Genomic DNA, 11921 nt, shown 5'->3' with positions numbered 1-11921 from the left:
ATCGCGCCGTGACTGAACTGCCATCCTCGTGGCTCTCTCCCGAAGCTCGTCGGGGTACTTCCTCGGTGCTGCCATGCTCCTCATCCTCCCGTGGATTCAGAGCCTCCACCAGACCCGGGGCGATTCACCTTGCCGGTCGGGTCCAGGGCCATCACGGCGAGATAGACGCACTTGAGCGCGGCCTGCTCGTTCGGGAAGTGGCCACGCGCCTTGACGGCCTTGCGGATGCGGGCGTTGACCGACTCGATCGCGTTCGTGGTGCACACCACCCGACGGATCTCGCGGTCGAACTGTAAGAACGGCACGAACTCCGCCCAGGAGTTGGACCACAGCCGCACGATCGCCGGGTACTTCCGACCCCACTTCTCCTGGAACTCCAAGAAGCGCTCCTCGGCCTCGGCCACGGTCGCGGCCTGGTAGACGGGCTTGAGGGCCCGCGAGATCGCGTCCCAGTCCTGCCGGGCGGCGTAGCGGAAGCTGTTGCGCATCAGATGCACCACGCAGGTCTGCGCGATCGTGGCCGGCCACACGGTGGCCACGGAATCAGGCAGGCCCTTGAGACCGTCGCAGACGAGCATGAGCACATCCTCGACCCCACGGTTCTTGATCTCGGTCAGGACCTGCAGCCAGTACTTCGCGCCCTCTCCGCCGTCCCCGGCCCACAGCCCGAGGATGTCGCGGTTGCCGTCCACGGTCACGGCCAGGGCGATGTAGATTGGCCGGTTGGCGACCTGACCGTCACGCACCTTCACGTGGATGCAGTCCACGAAGACCACCGGATACACCGGGTCCAGCGGACGGTTCTGCCACTCGGACATGCCCTCGAGGACCTTGTCCGTGATCGTGGAGATCGTCGTCTTGGACACGTCCGCGCCGTAGACCTCGACCAGGTGTGCACTGATGTCCCCGTGTGTCAGCCCGCGGGCGGACAGTGAGAGCACCATGTCTTCCACGCTGCCCAGCCGCCGCTGCCGCTTCTTCACAATGGCCGGCTCGAATGTCCCGGCACGGTCGCGGGGCACCTCGACCGCCACCGGCCCAGCCTTGGTCAGCACCGTCTTCGCCCGGGTGCCGTTACGGCTGTTGCCGTCGCTGGATCCGCCACGCTCGTGGGGCTCGTAGCCCAGGTGGTCGGTGATCTCGCCCTCCAGAGCCGACTCCAGCACCAGCTTCGTCAGCTGGCCCAGCAGCCCGTTCTCCCCGGCCAGGTCCAGGCCCTGCTCTCGGGCACCGGCCACCAGCTGCGCCACCAGAGCCCGGTCCACCGCCGGCACCTCCTTGCCGCGATGCTCGGCGCCCTGCCGCTGCTCCCCAGTCATGGTCACGGGCTCCTGAACCTCCACGTTCTGCGATGCCATCACGTCATCCATCGGTCATACCTCCCAGTTCGGGAGTTACACCGAAAAACGTACAGTCCCTTTAACCCAGGCTATCGAGGTACCGGCACATCCCTGGGATCAGGATGGCCCGACCAGCGTTTTCAGCGGTTCCCGCGGTGACGTGGAGCAGACGTGCACGATGTCCACGCCGGAACCGCAACATGCATCACCAGGTCCGTGAATCGGAGCGGGTTCACGGTGCTCGGCTGAGCGTCAATTGCTGACGGTGGTGGTCGTAGTGCTGGGTGTCGTAGTGGTAGATCTCGGCCAGGCTCATCCAGTCCCGGAAGTAGGGATCCCAGTGCACCGGCATGTGCATCCCGCGGGCCAGCGCATCCTCCGACTCGATTCTGAGCCGGGCCTGCAGAAAGTCGAGGGTGCGGTCGAACCACCGGATCAGCCGCGGGCCGTGGATCACCCGGGCCGCACCCCGGTCGCTCTGGTAGTTGATGACGTGGAAAGCTCGGGTGCCGGCCTCCAGTGCTCGGGCGAAGATGCGGCTGACCGGATCGGGCAACCTGCCCACCAGGGGTAGCAGGCGGCGCACGATGAGGTAGCCGAAGAACATGTGGAACAGCAGCTGCCCGTTGGTCCACCGGGTGCCCGACGAGGGCCGGCGCAGATCCGCAGGGGTCGCTTCAGTGACCAGGGCATGGAAGTCCGCGCGAACCCGCTCCAGCTCCTCATGGATGGTCTCGGGGGTGATGGGCGCGCTGTTCATCGGCTGCTCCTGGAAGTGATGTCGTTGCCGGAAGCGTCCTGGGCATTGCCCGGCTTGTGGGCGACAAAGCGCACGACCGGCCCGCCGAAGGACAGCCGGAGGGCGAGTGGGTCCAGGCCGGCCTGGTCGAGGACTGGTTCGAAGGCTCCAGGTTCGATGAGCCGGTGCGGTGACCGATCGGCACGGTGCACCAGAGATACCATCCGTGAGGCCAGCAGGTCGTATCCCACGAAGGCCCCGCCCGGTCGCAGAACCCGGGCCACCTCGGCCACCGCGCGTTCCCACTCGATGACGTGGTGGAGCATCAGGAAGCTCAGAACCGTGTCGAACGACTCGTCCTCGAAGGGCAACCGAGTGGCATCGGCCTGACGCGCCTGGGTCAGGGGGAATCCGGCCAGGCGGTCCTGGGCGGCTTCGACCATCGCCGGGTCGGCGTCGGTCGTGGTGAGCCGAACCCGGGGATGGGCTCGGGCGATGGCTTCGGCCATCGCACCGCTGCCTCCACCGATCTCCAGCACGTCCCCGGTGACGGGGAACCCCTGGGTCGCCCAGGGAACCATCCGCCGGGCCACAAGAGCCCATGGCGCGCTGCGACAGAAGAAGGCCTCCAGCGCGGACATCCTTGGCATGGTCTCCACCTCTTAGCGCACCCGCATGGTTTCCGCCGAGCCTAGTTTCACCATCGACGGCAGTGAACCGTCCAGGCAGGAGGTGGGACGACCTGGCCGTTCACGCCGCCCCGGGGCGGGCGCGGAGGGCCAGCGTCCCGTCGTGGGGCTGAGCTCAGCCGGCAAGTGGGTTAGAGGCCGAAGGCCCCGCCCTCGAGGAGGATGGCCACGCCCAGGCCGATCAGCACGATCGGGAACAGGATGTGTTCCCACCGTTCCAGGACCTCGGCGATGGGTTTGCGGGTGGCGACGTACTTGGCGATGGCCACCAGCACCGCGACCATGGCCAGGAAGGCGATGCAGTAGGCCACCATCGCGGTCGGGCCCACGGTGACGAATACGGGCACGTAGACCCCGATGTTGTCCCCGCCGTTGGCGAAGGTGACTGCGGCGACAGTCCAGATGCTGACCTGTTTGCCGGCGACCTTCCCCTCGTCATCGTCATCATCGTCGTCGCTGCGCCAGACCTTCCAGGCCGCGATGAGGCCGAGGACCAGGGGGATGAGGCCGAAGTAGGGAATGGCCTCGGGCGGCAAAAAGGTGCTGGCGCCCAGGGTCACCAGCACGGAGGCGATCAGGATGCCGCCGAAGCCTACGTACTGGCCGATCCCGATTTTGACGGTGGTGCCTCGGACCCCGGCTCCGCGGGCGAAGAACAGGGAGAGCACGATGATGTCGTCGATGTTGGTGGCCGCGAACAGGCCGATCGCTTGCATCACGGGGGAGATGAAGTCCATAACTTGTCTTTTGTCGGGGATGGAAGGTCCCTGTCTCACGTCTGCTGTGCAGTCCTTCGGATGCGGCGGCATCCGTGCGGGGCGCGAACCGGCTCGGCGGCCCTGGTGGCAGGTCGTGGGCAGTGAGGTGGCCCGCTACTCGGTGGGGTCGGGGCGGGGTTCCGGGGCCAGCAGCGCGCCCAAGACGAAGACAACGACCCCGGTGGTGACGAAGGCGTCGGCGAGGTTAAAGGTGGGGAACCATCCGGTGTGCAGGTAGTCCACTACCCCGTTGCCGTCGAGGCGGTCGAGGAAGTTCCCAGCCGCGCCCCCGAGCAATAGGGTCGCTCCCGTACGGGCCAGCCGGGTGAAGGCGGGTGCCGTAGTGAGCAGGTACCAGGTCAGCCCCGCGATGATCAGTCCGGTCGCGGCGATGACGACCCAATCGGGCAGGCCCGCCCCGAGGCCGAAGGCCACCCCGGGATTGTGGTGCAGGCGCAGCGTGAGCAGCCCCAGATCCACCGTCTCGCCGCTCGCAAGCCGGGCTTCGGCCACGGCTTTGAGGATCAGGTCGACGGCGGCCAGCGCCGCCGCCCCGACCAGCAGAACGACTTTCCTGCTGCGGGTCTCCGGTCTGCTCGAGGCGCTGGTGCGGGGCGGGGGTGCGTCGCTCATGCGGCCGGTTCCAGGGCCGGGGCGGGCTGGGCGGCCAGGCGCGCAGTGTCACGGCGGATCCGGCCGGCGCGCACCCCGTTGGCGATGATCAAGATCTCGGCCACCTCGTGCACCAGCACCACCGCGGCCAACCCCAGGATGCCGAACAGAGCCAAGGGGATTAGCACTGCGATCAGCGCCAGGGACACCCCGACATTCTGCAGCATGATCGACCGGGTTCGCCGGGCGTGGTCGAGAGCCTGGGGCAGGTGGTGGAGGTCCTCGCCCATCAAGGCGATGTCGGCGGTCTCGATGGCCACGTCGGTGCCCATCGCGCCCATGGCGATGCCGATGTCAGCGGTGGCCAGGGCCGGGGCGTCGTTGACGCCGTCACCGACCATCGCCGTGGGGCGCTGCTCCCTGAGGGTGCGGATGATCTCTGCTTTGCCCTCCGGGCGCAGGTCGGCGTGGACCTGAGTGATGCCGGCGGCCTCGGCCAGGGCGGTGGCGGTGAGGGTGTTGTCCCCGGTGAGCATCGCGGTGGTGTATCCGGCGCGGTTGAGCCGGGTAATCACCTCTCGGGCCTCCGGGCGCAGCTCATCACGCACCGCGATCGCCCCAAGCACCTTGCCGTCCTGCTCGATGAGCACGGCCGTGGCCCCGGCGCGCTGCATCCGCTCGATTTCGGCGGACAGGGGCCCGGGTGTGATCCATCCGGGGCGGCCCAGGCGCAGACGCGCGCTCTCGAAGGTGCCGTACAGCCCGGCCCCGGGAACGGTGTCCACGTGGGTCACCTCGGCGCGCTCAGATGTGGCGGCGAGGATGGCCCGGGCCAGGGGGTGTTCGCTAGCGGCCTCCAGCCCAGCCGCCAGAGAGAGCACCCGCTCTCGGGTCGCCCCGGCGGTGGTGGCGACCTCGATGACGGCCGGGTTGTTGCGGGTGAGGGTGCCGGTCTTGTCCAAGGCAATGGTGCGGATCTTGCCCAGGGTCTCCACCGCGGCCCCGCCCTTGATCAGCACCCCGATGCGGCTGGCCGCCCCCACCGAGGCAACCACGGTGACGGGCACCGAGATCGCCAGCGCACACGGGGAAGCGGCCACCAGCACGACCAAGGCGCGTTCGAACCACAGCAGCGGCTCCCCGACAATGAACCCGTAAGCCACGATCAGGGCCGCGGCGATGAGGATTCCCGGCACCAGCTTGCTGGCGATGGCATCGGCCAGCCGCTGGCTGGGGCCCTTGCGGGACTGTTCGGCCTCGACGATGTGCACGATCTTCGCCAGAGAGTTTTCCTCGGCCGTGCTGGTGACCTCCACCTCCAGCGGGCCGGTGCCGTTGATGGACCCGGCGTAAACCTCCGAACCCGGTCCGACCTCCACCGGCACGGGCTCCCCGGTCAACGCCGAGGTGTCCACCGAGGTGCGGCCAGTGAGGATCCGTCCGTCAGTGGCCACCCGCTCCCCGGGACGGACCACCATCCGATCCCCCAGGACCAGCTCGGCCGGGGCCACGGTGACCTGCACCCCGCCACGGAGCACCGTGGCCCGATCCGGGACCAGATTCAGCAGCGCACGCAGCCCGCGCCGGGTGCGCGCCACCGAGTACTCCTCCAACGCCTCGGCGATCGCGTAGAGGAAGGCCAGCGCCGCCGCCTCCTCGATCGCACCCAGGGCTACCGCCCCGACGGCGGCGATCGTCATCAACGTGCCGACCCCGATGCGGCCCTTGGCCAGCTGGCGCACGGTGGAAGGCACGAACGTCCACCCCGCCAACCCCAGCGCCACCACGCTCACGACGGTGGTCAACCACTCCGAGCCCTCCAGGAGGTGGATGAACCACCCGACTGCCAGCAGCGCTCCGGCCGCGGTAGCGAACCGCACCTCGCTCACCTGCCAGAAACCAACCGGCTCCGTCTCCGCCTCCTCGTGGTGAGCGGGATCGTCGTGGGCGCAGCAAGCATCACTCATCGAACAACCCCCTGGTTCTCTTGGGCCTGCTGGGCGTCCCGGCCGTAGTTCGGGCACAGTGCGACCTTCGACCCGGTGGCCGCCAGCAGGGTTTCGGCGGTAGCCAGTAGGTCCATCAGCTCCGGGCGGTCCAGGGCATAGAAGGTCTGGCGGCCCTCGGACCGGCCGGCTACCAGCCCGCAGTCCCGCAGACAGGCCACATGGGCCGAGACGGTGGACTGTGCTAGTCCGGTCTGCTCCACCAGATCTCGCACCCGGGCCTCTCCGGCGGCCAAGCGGGCCACGATGGTCAGGCGAGTGGGATCGGACAGGGAATGGAACAGGGCCACGGCCGGGTCCAGGCCGGTCGCACAACTAATATTCGGCATGACCCGATGGTATCGCTTAAAACCGATTGATCGGACCGGGGCAATGTAATGTTGTTTGCCTCCGTGCGCCGCAGCCCTCTTGCCCCCCGACAGCACACGACCCTGGCGCCCCTCCTTCAGGGATACCGGGGCCGAGGTCGCTCAGGGGTTGGTCAGAGGCCTGTGAAGGCGGTGAAGAAGCGGAAGAACACCGAGGCGGCCACGGCCACGTAAGTGATCGCCACCAGGGTCCAGGCCCACTCGGAAGCGAAGCGCACCAACCGGGGCGGGGCGGGAATGATGCCGTGGGCGAGGTTGCGCACAGTGAGCAGGATGAACAGCGGGATCATCGCCGCCCACACGATCATGCAGTACAGGCACAGGATGTAGATGGTGAACAGCGCCTGGGACCACAGCCAGATCACGAACACCATGCCAGCGGTGACTCCGATCTGCAGGCCGATCCAGTACCAGCGCCCGAACCGTGCCCCGGCCAGGGCCGCCATGGCGGTGGTGATGACCACGGCGAAGGCGATGATGCCGATCAGCGGGTTGGGGAAGCCGAACAGCTCCGACTGCCAGGTGCCCATGACCTGACCGCAGGACACCCACGGGTTGATGTCGCAGCTGGTGACGTGGTCGGGGTCCCGGTAGAGCTCCAAGCGCTCGAGCACCAGGATCGCTGAGGCGATCCACCCGATCACCCCGGTCACCAGCAAGGTCAGGGCGAAGGGGCGGTGGCGGGCGAAGCCGGGCAGGTGCGCCTGCCCGTCGGGTTCGCTGCCGTGGGGGCGGTCGATGGTCGTGGAATCAGTCATGGGAGGGCCCCTCGAGGGTGCAAGCGGTCGGTGGTCTGGTGACGGAGTGAGTCAGCTGGTGGCGGCGGCTTCGATCTCGGCTCGGAACTGCTCCAGCGTCTCCGGGTTGAGCACTTCCCCATCGAGGAAGAACATCGGGGTTCCGCCCACGCCCAGAGCCTCACCGTCAGCGACGTCGAGCTCGATGCGCTCCTGGGTGGCCGGATCGGCCATCGCGGCATCAAAGGCGGCCATGTCCAGGCCGAGGTCCTCGGCGAAGCCGCGGAAGACCGCGCTCTGGTCCTCGGCCGACTCCCCCCATTCGGTCTGGGTTTCGTACATGCGCTGGTACATCGCCTCGTACTGGCCCTGCTGGGCGGCGGCCTCGACCGCGAGGGCGGCGTTCATGGAGTTGCGGTGACCAGGCAACGGGAAATAGCGGTGAACGAAGGTGACGGTGTCGGCGTATTCGGCCCGCAGCTCCTCGATAACGGGGTAGGCGGCCCGGCAGGACTCGCACTCATAGTCCAGGAACTCCACCAGCACGGCTTGTTCGTTCGGGGCCTGGGAGAGCACCCGGCTGTTCTCCCGAACCACCTGTCCCCCGTCATCGGGCACCGCCGGGGTGGAGTTGGCCCGGGCGATGAGGATGGGGATGGCCACGGCTGCCACGACGGCGGCCAGGAGGACCCACACGATGATCTTGGCCTTCGAGGACTTCTGCTGTGGGGTGATGGTGCTGACGGTTGTGCTCACAGGGGGTTTCCGTTCTGCGTTCAGGGAGCGGGGCGTACCGGGGGTGGAGGCTCACTAGGGGTGGAGGGTCTCATCGTGGCGGTGGGAGGCCGGTTCGATCTGGAAGGTGGAGTGCTCGATGGCCACGTGGAAGTCACGGGCCACGCAGGCCTGCAGATCCGCCAGCACGACACCGGCGTGCTCAGCGGTCAGGCAGCCGTCGTGGATGGTGACGTGGGCCGAGAGCACCGGGGTGTCGGAGTCGATGCGCGAGGCGTGCAGATCATGCACGCCCACCACGTGCGGCAGGGCTTCCAGGCGGGTGCGGACCTCATCGAGGTCCAGGCCCTTCGGGGTGGTTTCCATCAGGACCTCGATGGTGTCGCGCAGCAGGATCAGGGCCCGGGGGACGATCAGGGCGGCAATCAGCAGGGACACGATCGCATCCACCTGGGTCCAGCCGGTGGTGGCGATGACGATCGCGGAGACGATCACTGCTACCGAGCCCAGGGCGTCGTTGGCCACTTCCAGGAACGCGGCCTTCATGTTCAGGTTCTCCCCCCGGCCCGAGGCGAGGATGGCCAACCCGATGATGTTGCCGACCAGCCCGATCACCCCGAACCAGAGCATGGCCGTGGACTCGACCTCCGGGGGGTCGAACAGCCGGCGGACCCCTTCGACGGCGATGAATCCGCCCACGGCCAGCAGCACCGAGGCTTGGGCGGCCGCGGCGACGATCTCGGCGCGCTGGTACCCCCAGGTGCGTTTGTCGGTGGCCGGTTTCAGCGCCAAGGTCGCGGCGGTCAGGGCGATCAGCAGTCCGGCCGAGTCGGTGAACATGTGTCCGGCATCGGCCAGCAGCGCCAGGCTGCCCGAGATCACCGCGCCGATGATCTCCGCGACCATGATCGTGGCGGTGATCGCGAACACCACCGCCAGCTTCCCCCGCCGCCCGGTGCCGGCGTGGGAATGGTTGTGCTCTCCACTCATGCCGGAACCTCCTGGGTGGTGGCGTCATCGGCGAGATCCTCGGCGGCACACTCGGGTGTCCCGCACCGGCACACCGACTCGACGGTCAGGATCGTGCCCAGCAGATCCTCCAACGCGTGGGCCAGCTTGGGCCTTGACCCTGAATCTTGGACACGGTGTCATTTCGGTTATGCCGCTTCCGGGAGTGTAGCGGAGGCGGCGGCTTCGTAGGCGTTCGGAGCGATGTTGCCGATCGCGCAGTGGCGCCTGCGGGTGTTGTAACGGTTCGCCCACCGGAACACGGCCCGGTATGCCGTCGGCGCGTCGGGGAACCCCGCCCGACCCTCGAGCAGCTCGCGTTTGAGGGCGGCGTTGAAGCTCTCGGCGAGGGCGTTGTCGGCCGAGGAGCCGATCGCGCCCATCGACTGCGTCACGCCCAGGTCCGTGCAGAGCTGCGCGTAGGCCTTCGATGTGTAGACGGCGCCGTGGTCGGAGTGGAACACCGTCCCGGCCAGCGTCCCGCGCTCGTGCCAGGCGGCCTTCAGCGCGTCCTCGACGAGCTCGGTGCGCATGTGATCGGCCATGCTCCAGCCGGCGAGCTTGCGTGAGCCCAGATCGATGCAGGACGCGAGGTAGAGGTTCGTGCCGTCGGCGATGGGCAGGTAGGTGATGTCCCCGACGTAGCGGCGGCACGGCACGCCGATGCTGAAGTCGCGGCCGAGCAGGTCGGGGAACCGCCTGCCGGACTGGTCCGGGAGCGTGGTCCTCACGCGCTTGCGCAACCGGATACCGGCCAGGCCGTGCTCGCGCATCACGCGGGCTACTCGCTTGTGGTTGACCCGATCGCCGGGCGTCGTGCCCTCGTTGAGGTCGGCCGTGACCCGGGGCGCGCCGTAGGCGCGGTCCCCGCCCCGGGCGGGATCCTGCAGCACCTGGATCCGCGCCACCAGCGCCGCGTCGGCCGCCGCTCTCGCTGCCCGTGTCGGCGCGGCGGCCAGCCACGCGTAGAACGATGACCGGGCGACCTCGACGACCTCGCACAACCGCTTCACGCCCCAGGCGTCCTTGTGGTCCTCGACGAACCGGAAGCGGTTCACCAGTTCGTCTCCCCGGCGAAATACTTCGCCGCCTGACGGAGGATGTCCCGCTCCTGCGCGAGCTTGTGGGCCTCGGCTTGCGCTGCGGCCAGCTCGGCTTCCAGCCTCCTGACCTTCGCCGCCTGCGACTCCGACCGCCCCGCGACCGGAGCGACCACCTCCCCGGTCCTCGTGGTCCCGGAGCCGAGCTTGTCGACCCACTCCTTCAACGAGCCCCGGGACACGCCCAGATCCGCCGCGATCCCCTTGAGCGTCGCGCCCGGCGTGGACTCGTACAAGTCCACCGCCCGGCGACGGAACTCGTCGGTGTAGTTCTTCCTTGCCATCCTTGGATTCTCGCTTCCCCAGCATCGTGCTGGATTCCGCGTGTCCAAGATCAGGGGTTAAGCCCCCTTCGGGTCCGAGAGTTCATAGCGCACGTTGCGCCCAGCCGGCACACCCACGACCAGCCCGCAGTCACGCAAACAGGCCAGGTGATTGGACAGGATCTGACGGCTCACCCCGATCCGGGCCGCCAGGTCCGAGGGCACCGCCAGGTCCGAGGGCACCGCCGGGCCCTGCTGCAACTGCAGCAGCACCGCGGCCCGAGTGGGATCGGCCAGTGCTTTGCCGAACCGGGACATCACCTCGACCGGGGACAAGATCCTCATGCACTAACCGTACAGCGGGAGCTGTACGGATCCGGGCCCACTCCTGGGTCCCCGTCGCCCAGAGGCAGGCGCGCCCCATTGAGTCAACATTCAGGGGCGCTGACTGAAGCGCCCTGGGTTTCGTTCCGAGGTCAGGGCACCGCGGGCGCGGTCACCTCGAGGTCAGTGTAAGCAGCCTCGACCTCGACCGGGGTCCGGTACCCCAGTCGTTCGTGGAGCCGAGCCGTGTTCCACCAATGGACCCAGTCCAACGTCGCGATCTCCACCGCAGTAGCCGAGGGCCAGACGCGCTTGGAGTAGATGATCTCGGTCTTATAGAGACCATTGACCGTTTCTGCCAGGGCATTGTCATAAGAATCCCCGACCGTACCGACCGAAGCAGTCACACCTGCAGCAATCAGCGCATCCGAGTAGGCCAGCGACACATATTGAGACCCTCGATCCGAGTGATGCGTCAAGCCAGAAGAATCCCGACGGGCACCAGTCGTCAACAATGCCTGTTCCAGAGCCAGAAGCGGCAGGCGATCTGTGTGCAGCGTTGAAGCAACCGACCAGCCGACGATCTTGCGGGTGCAGACATCCGTGATGAATGCGACATAGCAGAATCCCGACACAAGACGCACATAAGTGATGTCGGCGACCCAGAGCTCATGCGGAGCCGCGGCCGTGAAGTCGCGCTGGACCAGGTCCGGGCGATGATCATCTGCCTGGGCTGGACGGGTGGTGTTGGGCTTGCGGCCCCGGCGGACCCCGTGCAACCCGGCGCTACGCATCAAACGAGCGACCTGATCGCGGCCCAGGTCCCAGCCTGCTCGGCGCATCGCATGCCACATCTTCCGCGCCCCGTAGACACCATAGTTCTGCGCATGGACGCGCTGTATTTCCGGGATCAATGATTGATCACGCAGAGCACGAGCTGAGGCCGGCCGTGTTTTCGCAGCCCGGTAGGCTCGGGAGGTGATGAACCCACATTCTGTTTCTCGCATGAAGCGGCAGATGGCCTCGACCCCGAAATCGTCGCGGTTCATGTCGATGAACCGGATCATCTCGTCGTGGGGCGGTCGAGTTCCGCTGCGAAAAAAGCCGAGGCCTTTTTCAGGATCGGCGGATTCAAGCGGTGAGCGCAAGGAACTCTGCGAGCTTCTCTGATGGTGTCAGATAGCCCAATGTCTTCCGAGGGCGCCCGTTGAGACTGTCCTGGATCATGTCGAGTTCCCTGCG

The 11921-nt window shown here is 67.5% G+C and carries 12 protein-coding genes, 1 pseudogene and 1 other annotated feature; all 13 genes and pseudogenes read right to left on the bottom strand.

Going from position 1 to position 11921, the window contains the following annotated elements:
• Window positions 1–131: 131 nt before the first annotated feature.
• Window positions 132–1319 (bottom strand): annotated as a pseudogene (locus tag QSJ40_RS12325) (IS256 family transposase); the annotation flags it as partial.
• Window positions 1320–1572: 253 nt separating this feature from the next.
• Window positions 1573–2100 carry a DinB family protein gene (locus tag QSJ40_RS12320; RefSeq protein WP_053447552.1) on the bottom strand — a complete coding sequence of 176 codons (528 nt, stop codon included), beginning with the start codon at window positions 2098–2100 and terminating at the stop codon, window positions 1573–1575.
• A complete protein-coding gene (locus QSJ40_RS12315; protein WP_283957224.1) occupies window positions 2097–2660 on the bottom strand; it encodes a class I SAM-dependent methyltransferase in 564 nt (187 codons plus the stop codon). Before QSJ40_RS12315 ends, QSJ40_RS12320 begins: the two co-directional genes overlap by 4 nt.
• A gap of 239 nt (window positions 2661–2899) precedes the next feature.
• A complete protein-coding gene (locus QSJ40_RS12310; protein WP_053447554.1) occupies window positions 2900–3505 on the bottom strand; it encodes a cadmium resistance transporter in 606 nt (201 codons plus the stop codon).
• Window positions 3506–3640: 135 nt separating this feature from the next.
• Window positions 3641–4159 (bottom strand): signal peptidase II, encoded by a 519-nt coding sequence (lspA, locus tag QSJ40_RS12305; protein ID WP_053447555.1) that lies wholly within the window; start codon window positions 4157–4159, stop codon window positions 3641–3643.
• Window positions 4156–6105, bottom strand: a complete 1950-nt coding sequence (locus QSJ40_RS12300; protein ID WP_053447556.1) for a heavy metal translocating P-type ATPase — start codon at window positions 6103–6105, stop codon at window positions 4156–4158. Before QSJ40_RS12300 ends, lspA begins: the two co-directional genes overlap by 4 nt.
• Window positions 6102–6473, bottom strand: a complete 372-nt coding sequence (locus tag QSJ40_RS12295) for an ArsR/SmtB family transcription factor (protein WP_053447557.1) — start codon at window positions 6471–6473, stop codon at window positions 6102–6104. Before QSJ40_RS12295 ends, QSJ40_RS12300 begins: the two co-directional genes overlap by 4 nt.
• 152 nt (window positions 6474–6625) lie before the next feature.
• The gene (locus QSJ40_RS12290; RefSeq protein WP_053447558.1) at window positions 6626–7270 is read right to left on the bottom strand and encodes a vitamin K epoxide reductase family protein; all 645 of its coding nucleotides are present in this window, start codon (window positions 7268–7270) and stop codon (window positions 6626–6628) included.
• Window positions 7271–7321: 51 nt separating this feature from the next.
• Window positions 7322–8005, bottom strand: coding sequence for a DsbA family protein (locus QSJ40_RS12285; protein WP_053447559.1), 684 nt, complete (start codon window positions 8003–8005; stop codon window positions 7322–7324).
• Between the two features lie 54 nt (window positions 8006–8059).
• The gene (locus QSJ40_RS12280; RefSeq protein WP_053447560.1) at window positions 8060–8974 is read right to left on the bottom strand and encodes a cation diffusion facilitator family transporter; all 915 of its coding nucleotides are present in this window, start codon (window positions 8972–8974) and stop codon (window positions 8060–8062) included.
• A 167-nt stretch (window positions 8975–9141) separates the two neighbouring features.
• Window positions 9142–10376, bottom strand: a protein-coding gene (locus QSJ40_RS12275; RefSeq protein WP_285731262.1) for an IS3 family transposase whose coding sequence is annotated in 2 segments (ribosomal slippage) — window positions 9142–10067 and window positions 10067–10376 — 1236 coding nt in all. Because the reading frame shifts where the segments join, the coding sequence is not laid out codon by codon here.
• 57 nt (window positions 10377–10433) lie between these two features.
• On the bottom strand, window positions 10434–10700 hold the full coding sequence (locus QSJ40_RS12270) for an ArsR/SmtB family transcription factor (protein ID WP_387762839.1): 267 nt from the start codon (window positions 10698–10700) through the stop codon (window positions 10434–10436).
• Between the two features lie 131 nt (window positions 10701–10831).
• A complete protein-coding gene (locus QSJ40_RS12265; protein WP_502875256.1) occupies window positions 10832–11827 on the bottom strand; it encodes an IS3 family transposase in 996 nt (331 codons plus the stop codon).
• Window positions 11652–11785: a sequence feature (AL1L pseudoknot), on the bottom strand. It overlaps the preceding gene by 134 nt.
• Window positions 11828–11921: the final 94 nt, after the last annotated feature.

The sequence above is a fragment of the Kocuria sp. NBRC 114282 genome (genome assembly GCF_030268385.1).
Classification (GTDB): domain Bacteria; phylum Actinomycetota; class Actinomycetes; order Actinomycetales; family Micrococcaceae; genus Kocuria; species Kocuria palustris.
Note: the sequence above shows the minus strand (reverse complement) of the source record. Positions and strands in the feature narration are given on the sequence as shown.

Bases quoted from the DNA above. Each gene is read 5' to 3' on its own strand.
- QSJ40_RS12320 (WP_053447552.1), bottom strand. From the start codon at position 2,100: ATGAACAGCGCGCCCATCACCCCCGAGACCATCCATGAGGAGCTGGAG.
- QSJ40_RS12315 (WP_283957224.1), bottom strand. From the start codon at position 2,660: ATGGTTCCCTGGGCGACCCAGGGGTTCCCCGTCACCGGGGACGTGCTG.
- QSJ40_RS12310 (WP_053447554.1), bottom strand. From the start codon at position 3,505: ATGGACTTCATCTCCCCCGTGATGCAAGCGATCGGCCTGTTCGCGGCC.
- lspA (WP_053447555.1), bottom strand. From the start codon at position 4,159: ATGAGCGACGCACCCCCGCCCCGCACCAGCGCCTCGAGCAGACCGGAG.
- QSJ40_RS12300 (WP_053447556.1), bottom strand. From the start codon at position 6,105: ATGAGTGATGCTTGCTGCGCCCACGACGATCCCGCTCACCACGAGGAG.
- QSJ40_RS12295 (WP_053447557.1), bottom strand. From the start codon at position 6,473: ATGCCGAATATTAGTTGTGCGACCGGCCTGGACCCGGCCGTGGCCCTG.
- QSJ40_RS12290 (WP_053447558.1), bottom strand. From the start codon at position 7,270: ATGACTGATTCCACGACCATCGACCGCCCCCACGGCAGCGAACCCGAC.
- QSJ40_RS12280 (WP_053447560.1), bottom strand. From the start codon at position 8,974: ATGAGTGGAGAGCACAACCATTCCCACGCCGGCACCGGGCGGCGGGGG.
- QSJ40_RS12270 (WP_387762839.1), bottom strand. From the start codon at position 10,700: ATGAGGATCTTGTCCCCGGTCGAGGTGATGTCCCGGTTCGGCAAAGCA.